The 26,585-nt window shown below is 62.5% G+C and carries 23 protein-coding genes; 7 read left to right on the top strand and 16 right to left on the bottom strand.

Annotation, left to right across the window (positions count from 1 at the left end; translation table 11 throughout):
- Positions 1–3: 3 nt before the first annotated feature.
- Together VES88_11225 and murQ are read right to left on the bottom strand one after the other, a co-directional pair.
- Positions 4–1,209: an anhydro-N-acetylmuramic acid kinase gene (locus VES88_11225; GenBank protein HYN82065.1), complete on the bottom strand. Its 1,206-nt coding sequence runs from the start codon at positions 1,207–1,209 to the stop codon at positions 4–6.
- Positions 1,206–2,120, bottom strand: coding sequence for an N-acetylmuramic acid 6-phosphate etherase (gene murQ, locus VES88_11220; GenBank protein HYN82064.1), 915 nt, complete (start codon positions 2,118–2,120; stop codon positions 1,206–1,208). The genes VES88_11225 and murQ overlap by 4 nt, the downstream gene beginning before the upstream one ends.
- Positions 2,121–2,198: 78 nt before the next feature.
- Here murQ and VES88_11215 point away from each other — a divergent pair, with 78 nt between their 5' ends.
- Together VES88_11215 and ggt are read left to right on the top strand one after the other, a co-directional pair.
- Positions 2,199–2,855, top strand: a complete 657-nt coding sequence (locus tag VES88_11215; protein HYN82063.1) for a hypothetical protein — start codon at positions 2,199–2,201, stop codon at positions 2,853–2,855.
- 203 nt (positions 2,856–3,058) lie between these two features.
- A complete protein-coding gene (ggt, locus tag VES88_11210) occupies positions 3,059–4,846 on the top strand; it encodes a gamma-glutamyltransferase (GenBank protein HYN82062.1) in 1,788 nt (595 codons plus the stop codon).
- A 220-nt stretch (positions 4,847–5,066) separates the two neighbouring features.
- Here the strand turns inward: ggt and VES88_11205 are convergent, their stop codons facing one another.
- Positions 5,067–5,960 (bottom strand): hypothetical protein, encoded by an 894-nt coding sequence (locus VES88_11205; protein ID HYN82061.1) that lies wholly within the window; start codon positions 5,958–5,960, stop codon positions 5,067–5,069.
- An 85-nt stretch (positions 5,961–6,045) separates the two neighbouring features.
- On the opposite strand from VES88_11205, the gene VES88_11200 reads away from it, so the two are divergent.
- Genes VES88_11200 through VES88_11185 form a run of 4 tightly spaced genes read left to right on the top strand, consistent with a single transcriptional unit; the run spans position 6,046 to position 10,778 of the window.
- Complete coding sequence (locus tag VES88_11200) at positions 6,046–7,839, top strand: ABC transporter ATP-binding protein (protein HYN82060.1); 1,794 nt, start codon at positions 6,046–6,048, stop codon at positions 7,837–7,839.
- On the top strand, positions 7,829–8,689 hold the full coding sequence (locus VES88_11195) for a HAMP domain-containing sensor histidine kinase (GenBank protein ID HYN82059.1): 861 nt from the start codon (positions 7,829–7,831) through the stop codon (positions 8,687–8,689). The genes VES88_11200 and VES88_11195 overlap by 11 nt, the downstream gene beginning before the upstream one ends.
- Positions 8,689–9,051 (top strand): response regulator, encoded by a 363-nt coding sequence (locus VES88_11190; protein HYN82058.1) that lies wholly within the window; start codon positions 8,689–8,691, stop codon positions 9,049–9,051. Before VES88_11195 ends, VES88_11190 begins: the two co-directional genes overlap by 1 nt.
- On the top strand, positions 9,048–10,778 hold the full coding sequence (locus VES88_11185; protein ID HYN82057.1) for an alkaline phosphatase family protein: 1,731 nt from the start codon (positions 9,048–9,050) through the stop codon (positions 10,776–10,778). Before VES88_11190 ends, VES88_11185 begins: the two co-directional genes overlap by 4 nt.
- Here VES88_11185 and VES88_11180 read toward each other — a convergent pair.
- From VES88_11180 to VES88_11135, 10 genes are all read right to left on the bottom strand, one after another.
- Positions 10,726–11,094 (bottom strand): hypothetical protein, encoded by a 369-nt coding sequence (locus VES88_11180; protein HYN82056.1) that lies wholly within the window; start codon positions 11,092–11,094, stop codon positions 10,726–10,728. The genes VES88_11185 and VES88_11180 overlap by 53 nt on opposite strands.
- Positions 11,091–12,182 (bottom strand): hypothetical protein, encoded by a 1,092-nt coding sequence (locus VES88_11175; GenBank protein HYN82055.1) that lies wholly within the window; start codon positions 12,180–12,182, stop codon positions 11,091–11,093. The genes VES88_11180 and VES88_11175 overlap by 4 nt, the downstream gene beginning before the upstream one ends.
- Positions 12,183–12,203: 21 nt before the next feature.
- Positions 12,204–14,477, bottom strand: coding sequence for a primosomal protein N' (gene priA, locus VES88_11170; GenBank protein ID HYN82054.1), 2,274 nt, complete (start codon positions 14,475–14,477; stop codon positions 12,204–12,206).
- Between the two features lie 4 nt (positions 14,478–14,481).
- The gene (locus VES88_11165) at positions 14,482–15,540 is read right to left on the bottom strand and encodes a dipeptide epimerase (protein HYN82053.1); all 1,059 of its coding nucleotides are present in this window, start codon (positions 15,538–15,540) and stop codon (positions 14,482–14,484) included.
- Positions 15,537–16,562 carry a serine/threonine-protein kinase gene (locus tag VES88_11160; protein ID HYN82052.1) on the bottom strand — a complete coding sequence of 342 codons (1,026 nt, stop codon included), beginning with the start codon at positions 16,560–16,562 and terminating at the stop codon, positions 15,537–15,539. The genes VES88_11165 and VES88_11160 overlap by 4 nt, the downstream gene beginning before the upstream one ends.
- A 2-nt stretch (positions 16,563–16,564) precedes the next feature.
- Positions 16,565–17,221, bottom strand: coding sequence for a GvpL/GvpF family gas vesicle protein (locus VES88_11155; protein ID HYN82051.1), 657 nt, complete (start codon positions 17,219–17,221; stop codon positions 16,565–16,567).
- Positions 17,203–18,276 (bottom strand): magnesium transporter CorA family protein, encoded by a 1,074-nt coding sequence (locus tag VES88_11150; protein ID HYN82050.1) that lies wholly within the window; start codon positions 18,274–18,276, stop codon positions 17,203–17,205. The genes VES88_11155 and VES88_11150 overlap by 19 nt, the downstream gene beginning before the upstream one ends.
- A 73-nt stretch (positions 18,277–18,349) precedes the next feature.
- Entirely contained in the window at positions 18,350–19,342 is a 993-nt protein-coding gene (locus VES88_11145) for a histone deacetylase (protein HYN82049.1), read from the bottom strand.
- Positions 19,293–19,622 carry a hypothetical protein gene (locus tag VES88_11140; GenBank protein HYN82048.1) on the bottom strand — a complete coding sequence of 110 codons (330 nt, stop codon included), beginning with the start codon at positions 19,620–19,622 and terminating at the stop codon, positions 19,293–19,295. The genes VES88_11145 and VES88_11140 overlap by 50 nt, the downstream gene beginning before the upstream one ends.
- Complete coding sequence (locus tag VES88_11135; GenBank protein HYN82047.1) at positions 19,619–19,984, bottom strand: hypothetical protein; 366 nt, start codon at positions 19,982–19,984, stop codon at positions 19,619–19,621. Before VES88_11135 ends, VES88_11140 begins: the two co-directional genes overlap by 4 nt.
- 149 nt (positions 19,985–20,133) lie before the next feature.
- Between VES88_11135 and VES88_11130 the strand changes: the two genes are divergently transcribed.
- On the top strand, positions 20,134–22,338 hold the full coding sequence (locus VES88_11130; GenBank protein HYN82046.1) for a S46 family peptidase: 2,205 nt from the start codon (positions 20,134–20,136) through the stop codon (positions 22,336–22,338).
- Here VES88_11130 and VES88_11125 read toward each other — a convergent pair.
- Genes VES88_11125 through VES88_11115 form a run of 3 tightly spaced genes read right to left on the bottom strand, consistent with a single transcriptional unit; the run spans position 22,331 to position 26,548 of the window.
- Positions 22,331–23,683, bottom strand: coding sequence for a M20/M25/M40 family metallo-hydrolase (locus VES88_11125; protein HYN82045.1), 1,353 nt, complete (start codon positions 23,681–23,683; stop codon positions 22,331–22,333). The two genes, VES88_11130 and VES88_11125, sit on opposite strands and share 8 nt — an antisense overlap.
- Entirely contained in the window at positions 23,673–25,199 is a 1,527-nt protein-coding gene (locus VES88_11120; GenBank protein ID HYN82044.1) for a hypothetical protein, read from the bottom strand. The genes VES88_11125 and VES88_11120 overlap by 11 nt, the downstream gene beginning before the upstream one ends.
- The gene (locus VES88_11115; protein HYN82043.1) at positions 25,196–26,548 is read right to left on the bottom strand and encodes a glycine--tRNA ligase; all 1,353 of its coding nucleotides are present in this window, start codon (positions 26,546–26,548) and stop codon (positions 25,196–25,198) included. Before VES88_11115 ends, VES88_11120 begins: the two co-directional genes overlap by 4 nt.
- Positions 26,549–26,585: the final 37 nt, after the last annotated feature.

Genomic DNA, 26,585 nt, shown 5'->3' with positions numbered 1-26,585 from the left:
GTCTTAAGGTGGCGTGAGCTTGCCCAGTATCCGGGGCCCCCTTGCTCCGGTGGCGGACCGAACGTTGCCGGGTCTGCCCTTCAGGTGCAAATAGCCTAGCAATGCAAAGGCCACGGCCTCCTTTGCTTCCCCGTCGAAGAAGACATCGTCGAATAATCGGGCTTCGAGCGGGGAGATTGCTTCGGAGATTCGCTTCACGAGAGTCGGGTTCCTGGCGCCGCCGCCCGAGAACACCACCTCCGAGATCGGCTCGGCGATGAAGCGGCGATAGGAATCCGCGATGCTCCGCGCCGTCAGGTCGACGGCAGTCGCGACGATGTCTTCATCGGTGCATCCGGTGCGCTTCTCGCGGCACAGGCGAATCAGCTCGGCGACGTAGCTCGGGCTGAAGAGCTCGGGGCCGGTGGATTTTGGCGGTTCCGCGGCGAAGTAGGCGTGTGTGAGCAGCTCGTCAACGACTTCGGTGACCGGCGTCCCCGCCGCGGCAAGCTTTCCGTCTATATCGTATGGCAGGTCGGAGCGGAGCGCGCGAGTCGTTTTGTCGATCACTCCAGCGCCTGGTCCGGTATCGAACGCGCGGACTCCGCTCAATTCACCGCCCGGCGGAACAACTGTCACGTTTCCAATTCCGCCGATGTTCTGCAGCCCGCGCCAGATCGTTGGCGAAGAAAAAATCATCGCGTCGGCGATCGGTACCAGCGGCGCTCCCTGCCCACCGGCAGCGACATCCCTCACGCGAAAGTCGCTGACAACCGGAACGCCGAGCCTTTCGGCAATCACGGCCGCCTCTCCGAGCTGCCAGGTTGAATGTCCCGGCTCATGCCAGATGGACTGTCCGTGCGATGCAACTGCTGCGACTTCGCTGCGCCCGACACCAGCTTCGCTGATGGCCGCGGCGGCCGCATTCGCGAGCCACTCGCCAAGATCGAAGCCCAGCCGGCAATACTCGGCCGGAGTTCCCTCGACCAGAGCACGCGCGAGCCGATCATGCTGTTCCCTTGAATAAGCATGCTGTGTGAAGCCGACCAGCTCTGCGTCAACGCCTCCGTCGCGATCGGTGAAGCGCACAACTGCGGCGGCGACTCCGTCGAGCGATGTTCCCGACATGAGGCCGACCATGAGCATTCCGCGTTCGGGCTGAACGGATCGCCTTGTCCGGGGCTCTGTGAGCTCTGCGGACTTGTCCTGCTCGGCTCTCGGCTGAGTCATTCGGTTACCGGGGGAGGCGCATCGGGTATCGCGCGCCGAATGACGCCGCCGGCGCGTGCCAGCGCGGCTTCGGCTTCTTCCCGAGATACACGCAGTTTCTGCATTACGATCGCTGTCTTCACGCTCTTGTTCGCCGCCTCCAGCAGCTCTCGTGCTTCAGCGCGGGACACACCGCAGACCTCGACGACGATGCGCTCGCTTCGATCCTTCAGCTTGTTGTTCGTCGCCTTCAGATCGACCATCAGATTTCCGTAGGTCTTCCCGAGGCGGATCATCGCGCCGGTGGTGATCATGTTGAGAATGAGCTTCGTCGCGGTACCCGCTTTCATTCGCGTCGAGCCGGTCACGACCTCGGGGCCAACGATGGGAAGAATCGCTACGTCGACATCTTCGACAACATCGAGTGGCGGTCGGGAGCACGAGATAATCGCCGTCTTCGCGCCGAGCTCGCGCGCGCGCCGGATTCCGGAGTGGACGTACGGTGTGGTTCCTGAAGCAGCAATACCGATCACGAGATCGTGCGTCGTGACGCCGTGATCATCCATCTCCTTTGCGCCATTTTCGGCCACGTCTTCGGCGCCTTCCTGTGAGCGAGTGAGCGCCGGAGTGCCGCCGGCGATAATTCCCTGGACCATTTCCGGATCCGTTCCGAAAGTTGGTGGACATTCACTCGCATCGAGCACGCCAAGGCGACCGGATGTTCCGGCGCCGATGTAGAAGAGCCGTCCACCTTTTCTGAATGCGTCTTCCGCGAGCGTAATTGCAGCGGCTATCTGCTCACGCTGCGTGTTTACGGCGTCGGGAACCATGCGGTCTTCCGCGTTTATGACATCCACGATCTCCAGTGGAGTGGCGAGATCGATCGAAGCGGTCCGCGGATTGCGACGCTCGGTGACCCTTGGATCAGTCATCCCGGTCCGGTCTTGCGGGGTGAATCACAACCTAACTTACCGGCCGCTTCGAGCGAGCCGCAAGAACTCGGAGTACATGTGAACAAATACATTCTGATCGCTCTCCTTGTCGCTGCCGCACAGCCGGCGGATGCGCAGGTCCGTCGGCGCGCGCCGATTGTCACCCAGCCATCGATGTGGGGAAGCGTGGGCATCGGGCTGTACGGCGCGAACGGAATCAGCGACGGAGCCAGCAACAGCACGTGGGATTTTGGAGAAGGAACGACGTGGCAGTATCGCGCGGCGCTCGAGAAGGCATTACAAAATCAGTTCTCGCTCGGCGCTGTGCTGACTTATGTCGACGTTCCTTTTGTCTACTCCGGCCCGAGCTGCAATCGCTGCGACGCGCATCTGGATCTCACATCGCTCGGTGCGTCATTTCATGCCGGAGGATCACAGGGTCTGCACCAGGTTCTGGAGGTCTCGGCGGGGGCCACGATGTACAGCAACCTGCGGGGGGACTCGGACAATGCCGAACTGGAGCCAACGGGGACAAACATCGATCCGTTCTTCACGTTCGGGTACGGCTTCGGCTACACGTTCAATCCGACGATGCAGGTGAACATAGTTCAGGACTACGGGCTTGTGCTTCACGAGCGTACCGGCCTGTCCAACAGTCAGAGCAACACGCTCACACAGCGCAGTACGCGGCTCAATTTCAGGATGGGATTCGGGACTCGCGGGCGTCGACGGTAGAGGGCTGCGGATTGCGGTACTGCGCTGCGGACTGCGGTACTACACTGCGGACTGCGGTACCACACTACGAACTGCGGACTAAACTGCGAACTGCGGACTAAACTGCGCACTGCGACACGGCACTGCGGGCTCCGGATCAGAAAATTGCCTACATTTTGTTCGCAGTCAGAGTTGGTTAGTCGGAAATCGAATTGGAGAAGCTCGTGAACTGTGCTCGCCCTCTCTTCCTGGCACTTGTAGCAGGCGCGTGCGCTCCCGCCGTTCAAACGGCGAACGATGCACCCGATACTGTTCCTCCTCGCGTTGCCGCCGTTTTTCCGGCCGCGTGGCGTTATCCTCCCGGTCAGGACGCGACATTCGCCGAGCACGCGATGGTGGCGAGCAACAGCCGTCTCGCCAGTGAGGCAGGGGTTGAAATTCTGCGCGCTGGCGGAAACGCAGTTGATGCTGCCGTTGCAGTCGGTTTCGCGCTGACCGTATCACTCCCGGAGGCGGGTAACATCGGAGGAGGCGGTTACATGGTGATCCGGCTGGCCGACGGAAGAACGGCGGCCATCGATTATCGCGAGGTCGCACCGGCAGCCGCATCGCGCGACATGTACATGGATTCCACTGGCACGTTGACGAGAGCGGGCGTCGTCGGACGGGCGGCGTCGGGCGTGCCGGGCTCGGTCGCCGGGCTCACCGCCGCGCTCGCACGATATGGTACGATGTCGCTCGACAAAGTGATGGCACCCGCAATCCGCATGGCGGCGGACGGCATCGTCGTCGACAGCGCTCTGGCTGCATCGGTCGCAAACAAGCAAACGCTGATTCGGCAGTTTGCCGGCAATGAGCTTTTTTCCCCAGGGGGAATGCCGCCGGCGGTTGGAGCACGACTCGTTCAGCGCGATCTGGCCGGGACTCTGCGGATCATTGCACGCGAGGGCGCGGCGGGATTCTACCGCGGACGGGTGGCGCAACTGATCGCGAGCGAATTGCAGCGGGACTGTCCACCTGCTCTTGCTGGACGGCACCGCGCATCTCGCGCCTGCGGCATCATCACCGTCCGGGACCTGGAACAGTACCAGCCCGTCTGGCGTGAGCCGCTCCGGACGACGTATCGGGGATACACGCTGATATCGATGCCGCCCTCATCCTCAGGCGGGGTTACACTCAGCGAGTCCCTGAACATCCTCGAGCCCTTCGCCTCGCTGTCCCAGTTCGGAACAGCGCGGTACTTCCATCTGGTTGCCTCGGCGTTTCAGCGAGCGTTCATCGACCGAAACGCAAAGCTCGGGGACCCGGCGTTTGCAACGGTCCCAATCGCACAGCTGACGAGCAAGGAATACGCGCTCGAGCTGCACAAGACGATCTCGCCCGACCGGCACACTCCCACCGCCACGCTGCCCATGCATGCGGGCGAGGGCACGGAGACAACGCATTATTCTGTTGTCGATGCTCATGGGAACGCAGTTGCTACGACTACAACGATCAACAGCACTTACGGCTCAGGAGTGCTGATTCGTGGCGCCGGGTTTTTCATGAACAACGTGATGGATGACTTCACGTCCCAGCCCGGCAAACCCAACCAGTTCGGTTTGGTGCAGGGGGAGAACAACGCGATCGCGCCTGGCAAGCGCATGCTGAGCGCGATGTCGCCGACGATCGTCCTCGACCCACGCGGAGATGTACTTCTCGTGCTCGGCGCGCGCGGAGGTCCGCGGATCATCACCAGCACCGCGCAGGTGATTCTGAATGTCATCGACAACCGAATGACGCTGTCCGATGCCTTGAGAGCGCCGAGGATTCATCATCAGGCGCTTCCCGATACGCTGAAGTACGAGCCGGACGGGCTCGACCCCGCGACGATGGAAAAGCTGGGCCAGATGGGATACGCCCTCGCCAGGCAGGGAATCGCGGAGGCGAAGGTGACGGCGATCATGCGCGTGCGCGGCGGCTACGTCGGCATGGACGATCCGCGGTCAGCGGGAGCAGCAGTCGGATACTGAGTCGTCGATCGTCGGCAACTCCTGGGAATTGCCGAGACATCGCGTTTTCATCAAGCGGATTCCAGGTCAGTGCGCCTTGGGAGTCGTCGATGTTCCTCCCTCGGCAGCTAATGACACCAGCCGCACCTCCCGGGCGAAAGGATCTAGCGTAAAGAAAGCCCGGCGAAGAAGGAACTCTCCGCCGGGCTTAGCGATCGTAGTCGCTCGCAATCCTGAGGCGCTAGGCTTGAACCTGCATGGGCGCGTCGAGGGATACCGTTATACGGCCTCCATCGGGCACGCACCCTTCGAAGTTTGCGGTCGCAACGGCGGCAGCTGTTCCTGCCGCTGCACCTGTCGCCGCGCCGATCACCGTGGATTTGGTGCTCTTGCCGAGTACCTGGCCGATGATCGCGCCGACTGCGGCGCCACCCACGACCTTCTGCACGTCCTTGTCCCTCGGCTGGTTTCTTACCTTCTCAACGCGCGCGTACTGTGTGGTCGCGTCGACCGGGTAGGTCCTGCCGCCAAACGAAACCGATATGACGCGGAACCCCATCACGACGTTGTCATTCGCGTTCTCGCTGCGCTTGAGCTCGGTGATCTCGATGCTCGCCGTCGCACCCGCTGGAATGCGCGCGCCGTTCGATCCCGTTACCGTCTCTGACACCGTAGCGTTGAACCGCTGGCCAACCCGATTCGTGTTGGTGCAAATGCGTGAGTTCGACGTCATGCTCAGCGTCGAGCCAGCAGCGATCGAGCCGACTGCGCGCTCCGATCCTCCTGACGTGCGCGTCACCGTGTTGCCACTCGACGTTGTTGCCGTAGTCGGAGCAGGCGCCGGCGTCGGCGTTACGCGCGCAGGAGTGCGCACCACTGCACCGCTCGTTTTGCGGGCGGGCGCTCTGGTTCGCGGAGCGGGTGTCGGCGCCACAGGCGTGGGCGTCACCGACGTGCCCGCCGGCACGTCCTGCAGCGCAGGCTGCACCGAAGTATCCGCGTTCGCCATCTGAAGATCACGACTCAGACTCGTGTCCTCCGCCAGCGTGTCCGGCTTGTCATCACCGCAAGCGATCATGCCAACCGCGATCGCGAACGCGAGCGGCGCGGTCCATCTGGCAATTGTTCTTGACATCTCTGCCTCCATATTTATGTGCACTGCCGAAGCCCTTGAATCTCAAGTCTTTAGACCCCACAAACGGGCAATCGGTGTGCCATCTATGAAAGAATTACGACGCCTGATTCCGTTCTTCCGCCCGTACCGGTGGCAGATAATTGCCGGCCTTCTCCTTGTGGTCGTCTCAACGGCCATAATGAGCGTAATTCCATGGCTGCTGCGGGCTGGGATCGACGCGATGAGCAAGGGAGCGGATCAAACGGTGGCGTGGCAGGTTGCCGCGGGAATCGTTGCGACGGCGCTCGTTGCAGGCACCATGCGATACGGAATGCGACATCTGATGAACGGGGTTAGCCGCCGCATCGAGTACGACCTGCGGAACGACCTGTTCACACACCTCGAATCTCTCGACGCGTCGTACTACGCGCGCACGCGCACCGGCGACATCATGGCGCGCCTGACGAATGACCTTGGCGCCGTTCGCATGGCGGCTGGACCCGCGATCATGTATCTCGTCAACACCGTTGCAAGCGGGTTGTTCGCGCTGGTGTTCATGCTTCGCATCGACCCGATGCTGACGGGCCTCGCGCTCCTGCCGATGATCGTTCTGCCCATAATCACTGTGCGTATGGGCAGCGCAATCCATACGCGCTTCGATGCGGTGCAGGAGCATTTCTCCACGCTCACGACCCACGCTCAGGAGAACCTCACCGGCGCGCGGATTGTCCGTGCCTATCGCCAGGAAGCCGCGGAGATAGAGCGTTTCGGTGCGCTCAACGACGAGTACCTCGCGCGAAACATGTCCCTCGTCAGGCTCTACGGAACGATGACTCCATTGTTCGGGCTGCTCGCCGGTCTTGGCGCGGTTGTGGTGATGGGACTGGGTGGGCTCCTCGTCATCCGGGGTTCGATTTCGGTGGGGTCGTTCGTCGCGTTCGGGATCTACCTCGGCTTGCTCACGTGGCCGCTCATCGCGCTCGGCTGGGTGATCAATCTTTTCCAGCGCGGAGGAGCGTCAATGGCGCGCCTCGGCCAGATCCTCGATGCGAAGTCGCTTCTCGACGCACCGCCGCCGCGGCCGGTGAGCCTGGTGCCCGCAACGGCGGGCCGCTCCATCGAGTTTCGCGACGTCGGATTTCACTACCCTGCCGAAACGAGTCGGGAGCCGCGCTGGATTCTTCGCAATCTCAGCTTTGTGGTGCCCGCCGGCGCGACGCTTGGTATCGTCGGCGCGACGGGAAGCGGGAAGAGCGCCCTGATGGATCTCATCCCTCGAATTTATGATCCGCAGGAGGGGCAAATTCTCATCGATGGTGTACCAGTTCGCGACGTTCCGCTCGACGAGCTGCGTCGTGAGATTGGGTTCGTCCAGCAGGAGAGCGTGCTGTTCAGCGACACGATATCCGCAAATCTCGGCTACGGCACTCAGAGCGCCGAGTCGGTGAGATGGGCCGCGCAGGCGGCCCAGCTGGATTCCACCATCGAGTCATTTCCGGGGGGATACGAGACGATGCTCGGCGAGAGAGGAATCAATCTGTCGGGGGGCCAGAAGCAGCGAGCGTCGCTCGCGCGTGCGCTCGCGCGAAAGCCGTCAATCGTGCTTCTCGACGATGCTCTGAGTGCGGTGGATATGCATACGGAAGCCGACATCCTGCGTGAGCTCAGGGTTGCGCTCGGGGGGCGCACAGCGGTCATCTCGTCGCATCGCGCGAGCAGCATCCGCCATGCGACGAAAATCATCGTCCTCGACCGCGGCCGAATCGTGGAGGAAGGTCGCCACGAGGAGCTGATGATGAGCGAGGGGCGGTACTGGTCACTTCTCAGGAGGCAGCAGCTGGTGGAATCGATCGAGTCGACGGGAGGAAGTACTTCAGGCGCCGGAACGAATGACCGCTGACGGCCGCTTCGTGAGCGGCACGAGCGGAGATACGCGCGGCGGCGCCACCGGAGAAGAGTCGGACGACGCAGATATCCGCGCGCTGTCCGACCAGCTTGCGGACGCCGCCAGAATCATCGCGGACCTGCGCGAGCGTGACTCTCTCAAGACGCAGTTCCTGTCGAACATCGCACATGATCTCCGAACGCCGCTAACGGCGATAATCACGCACGCCGAGATACTGCGCGACGGGCTTCTCGGAGAAATCAACGGCAAGCAGCGCGAGAGCGTGCACACGATAATCACCGGCGGCAGGCAGCTGCTCGACATGATCGCCGAGATTCTGCTCTACGCGAAGGGAACGAGCGAGGCGCTTGCCGTCACAGCCACATCCTTTCCGCTTCAGGCAATCGTGGAGCAGGTGACGTCGCTCAACGAATCGCTGGTCGCTAAGAAGCAGCTGACGCTCGAATGCTGCGTCCCTGACGACTTGCCGGAGGTGAACGGCGACCGCGACAAGATCATGCATGTTCTGATGAACCTGCTCGGAAATGCGTTCGAGTTCACAGCACCGGGCGGCAAAGTCTGGGTGATGGCTGGTCTCGAGGATGCACCCGCCACATCCGCGACCATTCGCGTCGAGGTGGGCGACACCGGACGGGGAATCGCCCCCGACCACCACGAGCTCATCTTCCGGGAGTTCGCCCAGGTGGATTCCACCGCGTCGCGCGTGCATCACGGCACCGGCCTCGGTCTTACGATCGCCCGCCGGTACGTCGAGCTGCACGGCGGCCGCATCTGGGTCGAGAGCGAGCTCGGGTTGGGAAGCCGGTTTTTCTTTACGCTGCCCTGCGCCAAGGCACCTGAGTAGTGCCGATTCGCGTCCTCGTCGTAGAGGACAGCGTGCTCATCTCGAGCGCACTGCGAATTCTCCTGGAGTCGAACGGATACGACGTGACAGTCGCGGGTACGGCACTCGAGGCCGTCGAGGCGGGCACGCACTCCCCGCCGCACGTTCTGCTGCTCGATCTGACACTACCCGACGCCGACGGTCTGTGGGTCATCGAGGAGCTGAGCTCTCGCGACGTCCGGCCCGCGGTAAAACTCGCGATGACCGGATACGATGACGCCGGGACGCACCAGCGATGCATTGCCGCCGGGTGCGACGACGTGCTCGTGAAACCGGTGCCGGTTCGCGATATCCTGCGCGCCATCGCCGACCGAATGACGTGACGGATCGCCGCGCGTATCCCCGCGCCGGTCCTTTTCTGCGACGGTACTACGCGCTGAAATACCGCGCGTTCGCCCGCGAGCGCCGCCCGCGCGACAATCGCCGCGGCCTCATCATGCTTCAGGTGGATGCGCTCGCGTTCACGGACCTCCGCCGCGCGCTGGAGCAGGGTTATTGCCCGACTATCGGGAAACTGCTCGCCGATCAGAAGTTCGTTCTTCGCCGATGGTTCTGCGGACTGCCTTCCGCCACACCGTACTGTCAGGCGGGAATCTTCCACGGTGAGAACGACAGGATTCCCGCCTTCCGGTTCTACGACAAGGCTGCTCGCAGGCTCATCACGTGCAACGCTCCGGAAGGCGTTCAATATATTCGCGACGGAATCTCCACACCAGGCGCTCTGGCCGGCGGCTCGAGCTACGTCAATCTTCTCGACGGCGACGCGCAGACGGTGGCGTTCACCGTCGCGACGCGAGAGAAGATGTCCGTCTATCAGCGCCTTGGCGGCTCGCGAATGGCGCTGCTCATTCTGCTGCATCCTCTTCGACTTCTGCGCATGGGAGCGGAAAGCGTCGTCGAATGGTTTCGCGAGGAGTGGGAGCGCGCGTGGGGGGAGCTGACCGGAAGAGTCACGCACTCGGAAGGCATTTTCCCTCTGATCAGGATCATCACCAACGTCGTCGTGCGGGAGTTTCAGACGATGGCAATTCTGCTCGATGTCTACCTCGGCGTTCCCGTGATCTACAGCACGTTCATGCAGTACGACGAGCTCGCGCATCATTTCGGGCCTTCGAGCCGTCCGGCTCTCGCGGACCTCCGGCGCACGGACTCGCGCATCTCCGAGATCTGGCGGATGGCGCGCGTTGCCGGTGGACGCGGTTACGACCTCGTGATTCTCTCGGACCACGGAATGACTCCGGCGCGGAGCTACCGGGTAGAGTATGGCGAGTCGCTCGGTGCGACAGTGCAGCGGATGCTCGATGAGGAAGCGCTCATCAGCCATTCCGAGCAGAGCGAGTACGCGACCCTGAGTGCAAACGTGGTGGAGACTGTCGCCCAGGCGACTCCGCCAACAATGCTCTCCGTTCGGCGCGCGCTCGGTCGGCTGCGCGACTGGGTCCGGAGCAGATACGGACTTCGCGAGATCATCCTTCCCGAGAAGTACCTCGTGGATGCGCGTCACGAAGTCGTCGTGACCTACAGCTCGTGCCTCGCGCTGCTCTACTTCGCCGCGGAGTCAGAGCAGCTATCGCGCGAGGCAATCGTCGGGAATCCGCGACTGCGCGCACTTTACGACGGCCTCGTGGCTCACCCGGGAATTGGCCTGGTTCTGACGAGGTCAGTCGAAGGTGTGCATGCGGCGTCACAGGCAGGGCAGGCGTTGATCCGAAATGCCGGCGCGAGTGTGGTCGCCGGCAGCAACCCTCTCGAGCACTATGCAACGGAGCCGCACGAGCTGAGAGCTATCGAGTCACTCGTGCTGCAACCGAACTGCGGCGACATAGTCGTGTTCGGAGAATTCGATGGAACAGAGATAGTCTCCTTCGACGACCAGGTGGGAGCGCATGGCTCAGCCGGTGGAGATCAGGTTTACCCTTTCCTGGTCACGCCGGAGGGACTGCTCGACCCGGACGAGGTAATCGAGGATGCGAGAGACATCCACCGCGTTGTGATGCTCAAGTACGCTGCGGCGGGTAGCCCACAATCGTCCGGAACTCACCGGCAGTGATGCGCTCCGGCTCGAACTGCTCCCCTGCTCTCTTCATCACGCCGCGAACGACTTCCTCGAGCGTTACGAGAGGCGCGTCGGCTTCGGCGGTGACCTCCACTTCCCACTTTCCGCGATCCATTCCCTTGAGCGTGTGTCGGTAGGACGCGCTGTAGACGGTGTGCCACGGATCAGGGTACGCCGACGTCGCGACGATCGCGACCGCGCTCTCCGTTCCGCCCTGCCGGATTGGTGGGAAGAGACGGACTTCTTCGACGAGCGCGGCGCCGATTCGGTCGCCGATCTCCTTCAGGAAGCGTTCGGTCGTATCGATCATACTGTGGCAACCCCGCTGAGCTCGCGCTCTACGTAGATGCGGAGAATGTGCATGAAATCCTGCGCGTTCGTCACTACGCCGAACGCCTGGTGAGTCCCGCGATCCTTGAGCTTGCTCACTACGAACTCCGACGAGTCGACGCAGATCGTCGTCAGCTCGCGGAGCGTGCCGCCGGGCTCGGTTACGAATGCCGGGAGCATGTTTCCGGTGGCGATCGCGTGAAGCGCTGTCGCGACAAGGATCGCCATGGTCGCCTTCGTGGTGTGTCGCTTCATCGCGTCCTGCGCGGCCAGCGTATCCGTGATCACCTCCGGCAGCGGCCCGTCATCCCTGATCGATCCGGTGAGCACAAAAGGAATGTCTGACGTCACGAGCGCGTGCATGATTCCGTCATTCACGATTCCCTGCCGTACCGCCTCGGCGATGGATCCCGCCGCGCGGACCTTGTTGATCGCCCGCATGTGCAGGCCGTGACCGCCGGGCGTCGCCACACCAGTGTTCGTCATGCCGAGTGTGGTTCCGAAAATCGATGCCTCGATGTCATGCACGGCGACCGCGTTTCCGGCCAACAGGGCGCCGACGAATCCGTTCTTTACGAACCACACCATGTCCGTCCGCGCCCGCGCGTGGACGAGCGCAGGGCCTGTGACCCAGATGATGTAGCCGCCGCGGTCCCGCTCACGGATGAGGATGCGAGCCATCAGCGAATAGTCGATAGGCTTCTCGCGAGACACTTCGCTCGTCATGAACTTGAACTCGTCGACTTCCTCGTCGGATGCCAGGGCGGAATCGACGTAGATTCCCTCGGTGCCGTCCTCCTTGCCTCCAACGGCCACCATCGCGCCGCGGACAACGCGCCGGCCTTCCTTCACCCATACGCGGCCGTCGGTCTCGAGAACCAGAGCGGAGTCCATTCGCGGCTCGAGGGGCATCACCCACTCTCCGTTGACTCTGACATACGTCGGAAGGTTGGTGGTCGAAAAGAAGCCTTCAGGCAAGACGCCATCGTCCGGCGCAGCGACGAACTTTGCGTCGGGCGCGTCGGGAAGTCTGGATTTGACGCTGTCGGCAGCGGTGGGCAGTGACACGCCTAAAGATGCTTGACCGTTCTACAGCAGCGCCACCGGATCGCGGTCGAGCGTGACCCTGACGTTCGAGGGCACCGGGAATTTTTCCATGAAATAGCGTGACACGCGCGTGAGATCACCAGCCTGCACCGACTTCAGCAGCAGATGCCATCGCCAGCGATTCTTTATTCGCTCGATGGGACACGGCGCAGGGCCGATGACCGTGACTTCATGGAGCCCGCGCGACTGAATGAGCTCGCGAAGCCAGTCGCCCGCCGCGATAGCCAGCTCAGCGACCGGCGGCTCGCTCGTGCCGCTCAGGACTATGTTGGCAAGGCGCACATTGGGCGGGTACGGAGGTTTGGCCCTGCCGGGCATCTCCTCGCGAACGAAGCGGAGATAATCGTGCGAGACTGCGCAGACTACGGCGTGATGGTCGGGTACCCGCGTCTGAATCAGCACGCGACCGCCCTTTGGTCCTCGTCCCGCTCGGCCGGCCACCTGGCTAAGCAGCTGGAAGCATCGCTCGGAAGCGCGAAAGTCCGGAAGATTGATCCCGGTATCGGCGTCGACCACTCCGACGAGCGTGACGTTTGGAAAATCCAGGCCCTTGGCGATCATCTGCGTTCCAAGGAGGATGTCCACCTCCCCACTCGCCACACGGTCCAGGATCTCCGCGTGCGCCCACTTTCCACTCGTGGTATCAACGTCCATTCGGGCTATCGAAGCGCGGGGGAAACGGTCCGAGACAAGGCGCTCCACTTGCTGCGTGCCGAGTCCGCGATGGCGGAGCGTGCGACCGCCACAGCGGCGACACACCTGACTGAGCTCCTCGTGGTGGCCGCAGTAATGACACAGCAGCCGCTCCGGCGCCCGGTGAAGCGTGAGCGTGATGCTGCAGTTGGGACAGGCGACGACGTCGGCGCATTCGCTGCACATGAGGAAGGACGAATAACCGCGACGATTCAGCAGAAGGATGCTCTGCTCCTTTCTGCCCAGCGTGTGCTCGAGTGCGCGGTCGAGCTCGTCGCGAATCACGTAGGCGTAGGCAGGCGACGCAGCGCCTTCTCGCGGTGCATCGGGGCCGTCCCGTCGCCGCAGGTCCAGCACGTCGATTTGTGGCAATCGTCCGCCGCCCACGCGCTCGGGAAGATTCAGTAACGCGTACTTGCCGGCCTCAGCGTTCGCCCAGCTCTCGAGGGACGGCGTAGCACTGCCGAGCACCACAACAGCTCCCTCGAGTCTCGCGCGCACGATCGCAACTTCCCGGGCATGATACCGCGGCGTCTCGCCCTGCTTGTAGCTCGTCTCGTGCTCTTCGTCGACGATTATCGCACCGAGGTTGGCCAGCGGAGCGAACACCGCGGAGCGGGCGCCGACAGCGATACGCCTTTCGCCGCGGCGAAGCGCCAGCCACGCGTCGTACCTCTCGCCATCGCTCAGCGCCGAGTGCAGCACCGCGATGCTGTCGCCAAAGACAGCGCGGAACCGATCTACTGTCTGCGGCGTCAGCGCGATTTCCGGTACGAGAACAATCCCGGTCTTTCCCTGCTCCAGAACAAGACGCTTGAGCACCTCGATGTACACGAGCGTCTTCCCGCTGCCCGTCACGCCGTTCAGCAGGAAAACTTCTCCGGGCTTTGCGTCATCTATGGCAGCTATTGCCTCAGTCTGCGCGACTGTAGGCCGATGCTGTGCGACGCGCGAGATTGGCCGAGCCGCGAATGGATCACGCTCTACTTCCTCCGCCTCGATGACAACGAGTCCGCGTTTCTCGAGTCCCTTCAGCACCGACTGCGAAAACGAAAGCTGCTGAAGGAGATGCTCGAGGGTGCTGCTCCCTCCGAGAGACTCGAGAGCTTCGAACAGCGCACGCTGCTTTGGCGCGCGGACAAACGCCTTCTCTCGTTCGAGCAGGGTGGGCAGATCATCGCGCAGACGGACGATGCGATGCGTCTTGCGTGAGGGCTGAGGCTGCTGTGCGCCGCTCAGCAAGGCAGGAAGCGCGGTCCGCAGGGCAATCCCGATGGGCACGACGTAGTAGTCCGCCATCCAGCGACAGAGCGCAATCATGTCCTGGCTCAGTGCCGGGTCGGCGTCCGGGACGTCGATGATCGTCCGCACCTTGCGCGGCAGCGACGACCGGTCTGCCGACCCCAGACAGATTCCGATCTCGGTTCCGTTTCGAAACGGAACTACGACGCGCGCCCCGATTGCCGGAACTCTCGCGGCAGCGGGGTCGACTGCGTAGGTGAATGTCTGGAAGAGTGGAACGGGAAGCGCGATCTCGACCAGCCCCTGTGTTTCCTGGGGCATGAGGCTACCTGCTGCCGGCGCTCGCTAACCGCTGGTCGCTTGCAGCCGCACGTGTCACGCCCAGTCCGGCGCCCTCGCCGAGCTCGATGCGTCCACCGGAGATCGAAACGCCACGGAACGGATCATTGCTGAGAAGCGCCGCACCGTCGAGATCCGCGTGATCGAGCAGCGGGGCGAGCTGCCCCATGGCGGAGATGCCGAGACTCGACTCGATCATGCAGCCTGCCATCACCATCATGCCAAAGGAGCGCGCGACATGAACCATTCTCAACGCCTCACGCAGACTTCCACATTTCGCGAGCTTGATGTTAATGCCGTCGACGGCGCCGGCCAGCCGTGGGATATCGGTCGCAACGAGACACGATTCGTCGGCGATGATGGGAATCGGTGAGCGCGTGCGCACGAAGCGGAGGCCTTCGATGTCGTGCGCCACCACCGGCTGCTCGATGAACTCGATATCATGGTCCTTGAGAAACACAGCCATGCGCAGCGCTTCCGCGGGAGTCCACGCCGCATTGGCGTCCACCCTAAGGCGCTTATGCGGAGCAGCTTCGCGAACGACGCGAACAATTTCCATGTCGCGATCGGTGCCGAGCTTCACCTTGAGAATGGGATACTCCGCAGCGTCGGCAACGCGCTGGCGCAATCCCTCGTTGTCGGCGATAGCGATCGTAAAGCTGGACTCCGGAACGTCGGCGGCGTCGAGACCCAGGAGCCGGTAGACCGGCACTCCGAGCCGCTTGCCGACGATGTCGTGCAGAGCGGCGCTGACTGCGCTTTTCGCGGACCCGTTTCCCCGCAGTGTGCGATTGAGCTGAGCTTCGATCGCCTCGAGCGACCACGCATTCGCGGCGCTCAACACCGGCACGAACTGCTCGAGCGCGGCCGCAACGGAGCCGACCGATTCTCCGTAATACCGGTTGGGTGCAGCCTCTCCCCAGCCTTCAATTCCCTCATCGTCCACAATGCGGACGACGACGTTCTCGTGCGCCGCGTACCCGCCCCTCGCGATGACGAACGGGTACCGGGTGTCGAGCGATATGATTTCGTGCGAAAGCTTCACACCTGGCTCCCGGCCGGAGCCAGGGCGGCGCGGGGCGCCAGCACACGCGCGCTCCATGCTCCACGCAGGTCATCGGGCGCCTGCGACACGTTGAGGAAGGCGATCAGCGCGTCAGCGAGATCATTGCCCCGCTGATACCGATCCGCGGCCTGCTTCTCGAGACACTTCATCACGATCGCCGAGAGCTGCGGTGGAATTCGCGAATCCACAATGTCAGGGGAAGCCGCCGTTTCGGTGACGTGCTTGTAGCTGATGGAATACCCGTCGGCGCCGTCGAACGGTGGGAATCCAAGGAGCGTCTCGTAGATCACCACACCCAGCGCATATAGATCGCTGCGGCCGTCGAGAAGCTTTCCACGGGCCTGCTCGGGAGACATGTAGTGCGGCGTCCCCATCACGTTCCCGGTGCCGGTCATGCGGGCGCGAAAATGACCGGTGGCAATCCCGAAATCGGTCACCAGCGCATTCTCATCCTCGTCGAACAGAATATTGTCGGGTTTGATGTCGCGATGAACGAGCCCATGCCGGTGCGCGTAGTCGAGTGCGCACGCGACTTGTGCGGCGATTGCCGCCGTGCGCTCCGGCGGGAACGATCGCCGGTTGTTGATGCGATCCGCGAGAGTGCCCCGGGCCAGGTACGGCATGACCAGGTACACCTGGTCTCCCACCGATCCGAAATCCGTAATCTTGCAGATATGAGGGTGTACGAGCTGCGCGGCGGACTCCGCTTCACGCCGGAAGCGCTCGCGCATGTCGGGGTCACGCGCGAGATGCTGGTGCATCACCTTGACCACCACGGGACAGTCGAGCGCGACATGGAGGGCGTAGTAGACGTTTGCCATCCCGCCTTCGCCAACGCGGTGCATGATGCTGTAGCGCCCGCCCGTTACATAACGGAGGGCCGTGATAACCGGATCGGGCGGCTGAGAGGTCTTATTCGGGATCGCCGGCAGCAGCTCACTGCAGCGAAGGCAGCGCGCCGCAGAGGCGCGGTTCCACGAACCGCAATCAGGACAGAACATCGTTACCCGCCGAACTCCATTCGAACGAAGTCATAAGGAGGCCACGGTCCGCTCAATCGGAAATTGATGTCGGTGTGACGCTCATCCTCCTTGGCGACCAGCTCGCAGAACAACGCCCAGCGCTCCATGTCCACAAGAAAGGACGCTTGAGCGACTACTGTAGTATCGTCTTCCGAAACGGGCAACGTTATTGTTGCGGTAGCCTGCCCCCGGAGCACACGCATCGAGTCGGACGCCACCGACGCAAGCTGCTTCGTATGCTCCTTCATCTCGTCCGCTGTCGCATCCTTCTGGTCCGCTGTAGCGGACTTGGTGATGCTCACCCGCGCCTCCGAGTGGCCCTCCACAACTCCGATCGCCTGAGTGAGCGTGAAGTAATGCAGCTCCAGCCAGCGCGCGAGGCTGTCGCGAGTGCGAAAGACGGTCCCCGGCGGGGCAGGAAGCACGGCGGTATTCGACTGAACTTCCTCGAGGATGCGCGTGTACTCGCCTATCTCGGCTTCGTCCACCGGCACGCGCGCGTACTTCGTCGGTGCCACGACAGCGCCCAGCATCCGGAAAGGCACGATGGTCGTACCCGCAGCCAGCGAGGCGACGGCGTTCGACTCCACCGCGGCCACACCATAAAGGCGGAGAGCGTCTACAGCAGCTTGCGCCATTTCAGGGCAATGAGAAGCAGAGCGCCGAGCGCGAGCTGGAACACGAGCATGATCCAGAACCCATCAGGCGAGTGCGCCAGAGGAATACGGTCGAAGTTCATTCCCCACATCCCGCTGACGATGATGAACGGGAGCGTGATCGTGGCGACAGTACTCAATGCCTTGGTGATGGATCCAAGCCGGTTCGAGACCTGCGTTAAGTAACTGTCGAGGGTGTTGCTCAGCAACTCGCGGAAGGTCTCGAGTGCATCGTTGATTCGCAGAATGTGGTCGTAGATGTCGCGGAAATAAATCTGTGTGTCGAGCGTGAGGAGCGAGCTCGGGCGATTCGTCAGTACCGCGAACACGTCCCGCTCGGGGGCGAGGTGCCGGCGGAGAGAGAGAACCAGCCGCTTGACGCTGAAGATGTCGCGAAGGGCATCCTTGTCGAATGAGCCGAAAATCCGATCCTCGAGTCCGTCGACGAACTCGTCGAGCTGGTCAATGATGGGAAAGTACGCGTTCACGGCTTCATCCACGATCGCATGCATCAGGCGTGCGGGTCCCGCCTCGGCGAGCTCGGGCTTTCGCTCCAGCAGCTGGACAGTCGTCTCTATCGGTGGCGCATTCTCACCGTGAACCGTTACCAGATAGTTCTGCCCCAGGAAGCAGGTGAGATTTACTGTCTCGATGTCGTATGGGTCCTCGGTCTCGGCGCGAAGCGCGACCGTTCGCACGATGAGGATCAGGAACCCCTTGTATTCCTCGATCTTCACGCGCGAGTTCGGGTTCAGGCTGTCTTCGATCGCGAGCGGATGGAAATGAAAAACATCCTCCAGCAGCGCGACCTGGCTCGGGTAACGGTAATCGATGTCCACCCACAGATTTCCCGTGCCCGACTCGACCATACGACGGATCTCGTCGACGGAAAGGCCCTGCTGAACTCCGCGGTCGGGAGAGTGGTAGCAGCTCCACGGAGCTTCGCCGTCAGCGTCACGATCCGATGCGGCGTCGGTGCTCCGGTCACGGAGCTTGACGGAGGTTACGCTACCGCCTCCGTTGTCAGGATTTTCCATCAGGCCTCGTGTTGAGCGTCGTGTTTGTGACAAGAGCCCGCCGGTATGAAGCTAGTCGATAAACTCCACGCAATCAGGCGAGCGCCGCGAGATGCGCCATGCACCCCTCCGCCAATCTGTCAGGCGCATATCCTCCCTCGAGCACGCTCACGACTCGTCCCGCACACCATGCGCGAGCCTGCTCGACGAGTGCCCGCGTCAAGGTCCCGATATGATCCGGCTCGAGGGTGAAGCCGCCGAGGGGGTCGCCGGCGAGCGAGTCGAAACCCGCGGAGATCAGGACGATGTCAGGCACGAAGCCGACTGTCGCCGCATCGATTCCGCCTTGCAGAGCTTCGACGTAACGCTCGGGCGCGAGTCCTCCGGCCATTGGAAGATTCCACACGTTTTCATGTAATCCTCTGTCGTCGGCGGAGCCCGTCCCCGGATACCACGGCCATTGGTGCATCGAGACGAAGTGGATCGAAGCATTGTTCTCCACGAGAGCCTGCGTGCCGTTGCCGTGATGAACATCCCAGTCGACAATCAGCACGCGCTCGAGCTTGTGCACAGTCTGCGCGTATCGCGCCGCGATCGCGACGTTGCCGAACAGGCAAAACCCCATCGACCGCGATTTCAGCGCGTGATGTCCTGGCGGACGCACCGCGCAGAACGAGCGGCCACCGGAAGCCGACATCGCGCGATCAACCGCCGTGACCGCACATCCGGCACTCGCGGTCGCGGCATCCCAGGAGCCTTCACTCACGACTGTGTCGGGATCGGGACTGCCCCCGCCGGCGGCCGCGAGGCGCTGTATCGCCGCGACATAATCGGGATTGTGCACAAGAGCGATCTCTTCCATGGTGGCGTGTCGGCCTTCGATCTGATCGACCGAGTCGAACAGTGCCGGACTGTTTCGAAGTGCGCGCGTGACGGCTCTCAGCCGGCCGACGTGCTCCGGATGGCCCCAGCCGGTGTCGTGCCGTCCGCAGTCGCGGTGGGAGATGAAAGCGACCCGCGAGCCGCCGCCCGCTGAACTACCTGACGGGCCTTCGTCGGCGGGCAACGAGGAGGAGAATCGAGCCATCCCGCACGCCGGCCGCCGCGAGGCTCTGCGTTTCGTCGAGGATCTCGAAGCCGTGCAGCCTTACGACATAGTCATCGGTCTCAGCGCCGTCGGGGTACTGAGCCGCGAGCGCGGCACCCTTGACCGAGAGGACGGGTTCTGTTGGCGGGGCATCGACGCGAACCGAGTCCCAGAGATCCATGACCTGAACACGGATGTGAAGGACTGGCTCATCGCCCGATGCCAACTCGAGGACCGCTCCGTTCGTGCGAAGACCGGTGACGAACGGCGCAGAAGTCACGCGGCTGAGTCCGTCGGCAATGCCGCCGCCTGCGGGAGCGGGGCGCTCTCCGACGCGGGGGGCGCAGGCGGCAGAGTGCTGAGGAAACGCGCAATCTGTTGGTCGAAGAGGTAGCTGGAAGCGGTGACCCGTGTCCCCCCTTCCCCTCCTTCCTTCACTGGAGCAATGCCGATTGCAACCTCTTCCCCGCCCATACCTCGCAGCGTGAGGTAGTTCGGCCCTTCCTGCTCGGCGAAAGCCGAATAGACGCCGCTCTGACGGGCGAAAAACGTCTTCGCCTCACGCAGAATGTCGGCGGGCAATAGCGACGTCGTCGTTTCCTGCACCGTTCGCGCGCGCTGGGAGTTAGTGGGGGTAGCCATCTGTCGGGTGCGAACGCGACAACCGTCGCGGATATAAGTTATGCTTGTCGATGTCAGTTCAGAATCTACCGGTCCCTGACAACCCGAACAAGCGGAGCGAGCATCTACCCGTTCGCTTCGCACCGTTCGACAACCTTACAGGATTCTCGATGCCCTCAGCAATCCACCAGTTGCGAATCTCCATCGTTACGCTCATCGCGCTTGCCGCCGCCGGTTGCGCCAGCACTCAGCCGTCAACCACGACGCAGGCGCCGACGGCGACCGCATCACCCCAGACGGGTACGGCGGCGCCGACGAGGCCGCTCTCCCCGCCCGGCTACAAGTCTGAGTTCGGGACGATGTGGACTTTCGATGCCCCGCCGCTCGACTACTGGAAGCGAACCTACAACTTCTCGCCGGACCAGCGCTGGCTCGATAACGTCCGACTCGCCGCAGTAAGGCTTCCGAACTGCTCAGCCTCGTTCGTCTCCGCAAACGGACTGGTTTTGACGAACCATCACTGCTCCCGCCAATGCACCGAGGACGTCTCTCCAAAAGACAGCAACTACATCGAGACCGGGTTCACCGCGCGTAATCTGAGCGACGAAAAGAAGTGCCCGAGACTGTACGTAGATCAGCTCATCTCGAATGAGAACGTCACCGACAAGGTACGTGCCGGTATCACAGGCTCGACTGCCGCAGAGCAGGACGCGCAGCGAACAGCGACAATCGCGCGACTTCAGAGCGAATGCGGGCAGGCAACCGGGCTGACGTGCCAGGTGGTGTCACTTTACCACGGTGGCATGTACTCGTTGTACCGGTACAAGCGCTTCAGCGACCTGCGAATGGTCATGGTACCTGAAGAGAGCATTGGATTTTTCGGAGGCGACCCGGACAACTTCACTTACCCGAGATACGATCTCGACATGGCGTTGCTTCGCGTGTACGAGAACAATGCTCCCTACCGTGCGACCAATTATCTGCGCTGGAGCGCGAACGGCGCCGCCGAGGGAGAGGCAGTGTTCGTAATCGGAAACCCCGGATCCACGGGGCGGCTGAACACGCTTGCGCAGATGGAGTTCCTGCGAGACATCGGATATCCGGCACAGCTCGCCGGATACAAGCGCGCGCTCACGATTTACCGCGACCTGATCGCCCGCGATACCGCGGCCGCGAGAATGTACCAGAACCAGATATTCGGAATCGAGAATTCGTTCAAGGCGGTGACCGGCTATCGCACAGGCCTTGTCGACAGCACTCGCATGGCGCAGAAGCGAGCATTCGAGACCGAATTCAGAGCGCGAGTGAACGCCGATCCGGCATTGCGCGCACGGTACGGCTCAGCGTGGGATGCCATAAGCGCGGCACAGCGAGAGCTCGCCAGCTTCAATCCGCAGTTCAGATTCTACGGCTTTGGCCCGAACGTGAACTTCGCGGGCTCGACGCTTTTGACGATGGCTGCGCAGGTCGTTCGCGTCGCGAGCGAGAGTGGAAAGCCCGATGCGCAGCGCCTTCCACCTTACCGAGGCCCGAGCCTCGAAGCGCTCAAGCGACAGCTTGTCGGCCCCCGTCAGGTCAACCCTGCACTCGAGAGGGCTTCGATTGCCGCACAGCTACGGGCGGCACAGCAGGAGCTGCCCGCCAACGATGCATTCCTGGCCGCGGCTCTTGGCGGGCGGACGCCCGAGGCAGTTGCCGAGGCGCTGGTGAGCGGAACGCGGCTCACCGATCCGGAGGTGCGCCGCGCGCTGGTAGAAGGCGGACCGGCAGCAGTTTCCGCCTCGAACGACCCGATGATTGTCTTTGCCAGGACCATCGATCCGCTCAATCGCCGCATCGTTGCGCGCGCCGACAGTCTCAACGCAATCATCACGTCGAATGCAGAGCTGATCGGCCAGGCATTGTTCGCGACGTACGGGACTGCCCTGCCTCCGGATGCAACGTTTACGCTTCGCATCAGTGACGGTGTAGTGAAGGGATACCCGCTGAACGGCACCCTCGCGCCATACAAGACAACGTTTTTCGGTCTTTACGAGCGATCCGCCGCATTCGACCACAAGCCGCCTTTCCATATGCCGAAGCGGTGGACGGATCGGCGCGACCGGCTGAACCTCGCAACGGGTTACAACTTCGTATCGACCGCCGACATCATCGGCGGGAATTCGGGGAGCCCGGTGATCAACAGGAACGCTGAAATCGTTGGCCTCGCTTTCGACTCCAACATCGAGGGCATCGCGAACAGGTTTCTCTTCACTACCGACTTTCCTCGCACCGTGAGCGTGCATTCCGCTGGAATGGTGGAAGCTCTGCGAAAGATGTACGACGGAGCCCGCATCGCGGACGAGCTTCAGGGGAGGTCGTCGGCGCTTAAATAGCTGCGGCAGCGACGCGCAGCACCGACTCGTGGATCAGGCGCGTGCCGAAATGCAGTGATGCAATCGGCACGCGCTCGTCGTGTCCGTGCATGCGCTCTTCGTCGGCCGGCACCATCGGGAAAGGCAGAATCCCGTAAGCCTTGATTCCAACGCTTCGCAGCTCGGCACTTTCCGTCGCGCCCGTTCCAAGATAGGGAACGACAGCGATCTCGGAGTCGAGCTCCTTCGCCGTTCGAGCCAGCGCCGCGAACATCGGGGAATCCGGGTCTGAAGCAGGCGCGTCCACCCCATTGGTCCGCGTCGTAATCTCGATATTATCCCCGGCAACTATCGGCCTGAGGCGCGAGACGACGTCATCGATCGAATGTCCGGGAAGCGTGCGGACGTTGACTCCAACACTCGCTTCGGCAGGAATGACGTTGCCGCGGACTCCGGCACCCAGAAATGTCGGCGAGATCGTGTTTCGGAGAACCGCATTGAAGACAGGATTTGCCGACAAGACTGATGCGGCTTCCGTGATATCCTGCTCCGACGCTGTCGCGATCGCTCGCATCGCGATACCCTCGCGATCGTCGGTCCAGATCGCAGCAAGCTCGCCGAAAAAGCGTCTCGTGGTCTGTGTCACCGCAATCGGCTCGGAATAATGACCAAGCTTTTCGAGCGCTCCAGCCAGTTTAAAAATCGCGTTGCCTTCGCGAGGAATTGCGGCGTGCCCCGCGGGCCCGCGCGCGGTAATGGTCACGGTGTGCGAAACCTTTTCCGCGACCTGTATCGCGAGGTAACGCTTCCCGTCGGGAAGGATGCGCGTGCGCCCGCCCTCGTTAATCGCGAATTCGGCGTCGAGAAGATCGCGATGGTTAGCGACGAGCCACTGCATGCCCGCTGTTCCACCGGCTTCTTCGTCGGAGGTCGCGACGAAAAGAACGTCGCGCGCGAGATTCAACCCTCCCGCAGCGATATCCCGGCGAATTACGAGCATCGCCATCACGTTCGCGGCCAGCATTCCCTTGTCATCGATCGCGCCGCGCCCGTAGACGTAGCCGTCCTCGACGACGCCGCCAAACGGGTCGTGCGACCATTTGTCCCGCTCCACGCCGACGACGTCCATGTGAGCGAGCAGGAGCACCGGCCGGTATCGGCCGTCGCCGCGAATCCGGGCGACCACCACAGCGCGATTCGGAACGGGAATGAGAATTTGCGACTCGATTCCTTCCGCGACAAAAGTCGCGTGAATCCACTGGGCGAGCGGCAACTCGTTTCCCGGCGGATTAGTCGTGTCGAATCGGATCAGACGCTGGAGGACGGCGATTGTCTCCGCCTCGACAGCGGCGCGATCAGGCTCCAAGAAGCTTCTCGATATTCCGCGTCAGCGGACGAAACGAAAGCCCGTCGCCTCCCACGCCGACTCTCGCCGCGATCTCCTCCGCCGACTCCCGCTGACCTTCGCTCCAGAGCTCGCCTGCGAGCCACGGACCGGCCGATGGGTTTCGATACCAGTCGGCGTCGAAGCGCGAAACGAGCGACTCATTGAGGACGGCCTGCAGCTGCCACGCGCGGAGGTAGCGTGTCGAGTAATACCTCGGATCGAAATCCACGAATGCGTCGGCCGGCCGGTACTCGAATGTCGTCGCACCAGTGAGTGTCTCAACGTAGAGATCGGGAAGATCGTCCCAGTCGGCGTCAGCTCCGTACGCCTCCACCTCATAGATGAGCTTGGCGCAGTATCGTCGCAGGTAATGGAGCTCCTCGAAGCCCGCCATCCGCAGAAACTCCTGCATCCGTGCGCTGCCGAGGTCGGTATAGCGCAGGAGCCACCCGCGGTCCTGCATCCTGTGATCGAAGAGCATGGCGTACGACTCCGTCACTGAGTTGTCGCCAAGCCAGCGGAACTCAAACGGGTAGTCGGCGCGTGTGTTGGCGAAATGCAGGGCGTGTCCGGCCTCGTGAAGGAGCGTCGTGTAGTCGCTCTGTCCGCCGTGCGGCCTGAGCACGAGGTAAACCTCATGAGGCACGCGCGTCGGAGCGCAGAACGCGCGCGATCGCTTGCCCGGACGGTCGCCGACGTCATAGATGATCCGGCCGCCCGCATGGGGATCGAGCCCCATCTCGGCCACCTGCTTTCTTATGGCGCCCTCGAGACCTGCTCCTGGAAATGCAAAGTCGTATTCAGACGCGCGGAGGAGAGCGAGCGCGTCCGAGCGCGTGGCTTGCGACGGCCGTATGCCGAGTGAGCGACTCAGGAAATAAGGAAGCGTGTCGTTCCACATCCCCTGCGTCTCATCCAGGAAATCCCTGCACTCGGCCGCCAGCCCTTCGAGTGAGACTCCCGTGATTTCCTCGAACGCTTTGTTGTAGGTGGGTGCGATCTCGAGAGATTCGATGATCTCCTTCTCACGCCGCAGTCGCTCGAGCCGGAGCGGAGCATGCTCACGCTCGACAAGTGCTACACGCGCATCGTCGAGTGCGAGACGCCGGGCGCGGTCGGGTTCGTTCGCGATCTCGATGGACGCGGTCTGGTACTGGATCTGACGGCCGTCGGCCGTCTCGACGAACGCCGAGTTTTCGAACGCAATCTCGGCTTCATCGATCGCGGCGAGGGACCGCGATGCCTGCGCCTCCAGCTCGAACTCCAGAAGGTAGCGGGCTGACCGGTGCTCCTCCGTTCCCTTGCCCGAGCTGCGAAACAAATCGAGTGTCAGCTCCAGCGCGTCCGAGCTCAGCACAGCGGCGTGTCGCTCGTAAATCGGGCTCAGCTCGGCCACGGGCTTGTGCCCGGCATGGGCGAGAAAGGTCTCGCGCGCAATTTCCTCGGTGAACGCTTCTCCCTCCCGCCGCAGACGCTCGAGAGTGAGCTGCGTCATGCGGCGATTCTCTCGCCGATGTACTCGCGAACGCTGCCAATCGCGATCCTTTCCTGCTTGAGCGTATCCCGGTCGCGCACTGTTACGTCGTTTGCGCCACCGGACTCGCCGTCCACGGTAATGCAGAAAGGAGTTCCGATCTCATCCTGCCTCCGGTAGCGCCGGCCGATGGCGCCACTGTCATCGTAAAAAACCGGAAATGCATTCCGCAAATCGTCGGCGATTCTGTGCGCCATCTCCGGCATGCCGTCTTTCTTCACGAGTGGGAAAACTCCCGCCTTGATCGGAGCGAGCGCAGGACTGAGCCCGAGCACAGTCCGGCCCTCGCTCTCTCCCTCAACGCTTTCCTCGCGATAGCCGTTCACGAGCAAAGCAAGCAGCGTGCGGTTTGGTCCCACTGCAGTCTCGACGACGAACGGGATGTAGCGCTTGTTCCCCGCGTGGTCGAAGTACTCGAGCTTCTTGCCGGAGAACTGCTGGTGCTGCGAGAGATCGAAGTCGCCGCGATTGTGAATTCCTTCGATCTCCTGAAACCCGAGTGACCCGCCGAAGTCGAACTGCACGTCGAAGGCAGCACGTGCGTAGTGGGCAAGCTCATTCTCGCCGTGCTGATGGAACTGCAGGCGGTCCGGCGCGAGTCCCAGGCCCTGATGCCATTTCATTCGCTCCTGCTTCCAGTACTCGAACCATTTCTCGTCGGTGCCGGGCTCGACGAAGAACTGCATCTCCATCTGCTCGAACTCACGCGTCCGGAAAATGAAATTCCCGGGAGTGATCTCGTTTCTGAACGCCTTGCCGATCTGGGCGATGCCGAAAGGAATTCGCTGGCGTGTGGACTGCTGGACATTCAGGAAGTTCACGTATGTTCCCTGCGCCGTTTCGGGGCGCAAATAGATCGTCGCAGCGCTGTCCTCTACCGGGCCCATGAACGTCTTGAACATCAAGTTGAACTGGCGCGGTGCGCTGAGGGTTCCCTTCATTCCGCAGGCGGGGCACTGTGCGTCGGGCGTGCCGGGAGCTCCCTTGATCTTCTCATCGTCGGCACGAAAGCGCTTTTTGCAGTTGCGGCAGTCGACGAGGGGGTCGACGAATCCGCTTACGTGTCCGCTCGCTTCCCACACCCGCGGATGCATCAGGATCGCCGAGTCGAGACCCTCGATGTCATCGCGCTGGCGAACCATTGCGCGCCACCATCTGTCCTGGAGGTTGCGTTTCAGCTCGACGCCGAGTGGGCCGTAGTCCCATACCGAGCCGGTGCCGCCGTAGATCTCGGATGACTGAAACACGAAGCCGCGCCGCTTGCATAGCGACACGAGCTTGTCCATCACGTCGGGGTAGTTTGGGGACATCCGGCTAAATATAGCGGACACCGTAGTGAGGACTTCC

It is taken from the genome of Gemmatimonadaceae bacterium, from assembly GCA_035633115.1.
Classification (GTDB): domain Bacteria; phylum Gemmatimonadota; class Gemmatimonadetes; order Gemmatimonadales; family Gemmatimonadaceae; genus UBA4720.
The sequence above is the reverse complement of the archived record's forward strand: the minus strand, read 5'-3'. Positions and strand labels throughout refer to the sequence as shown.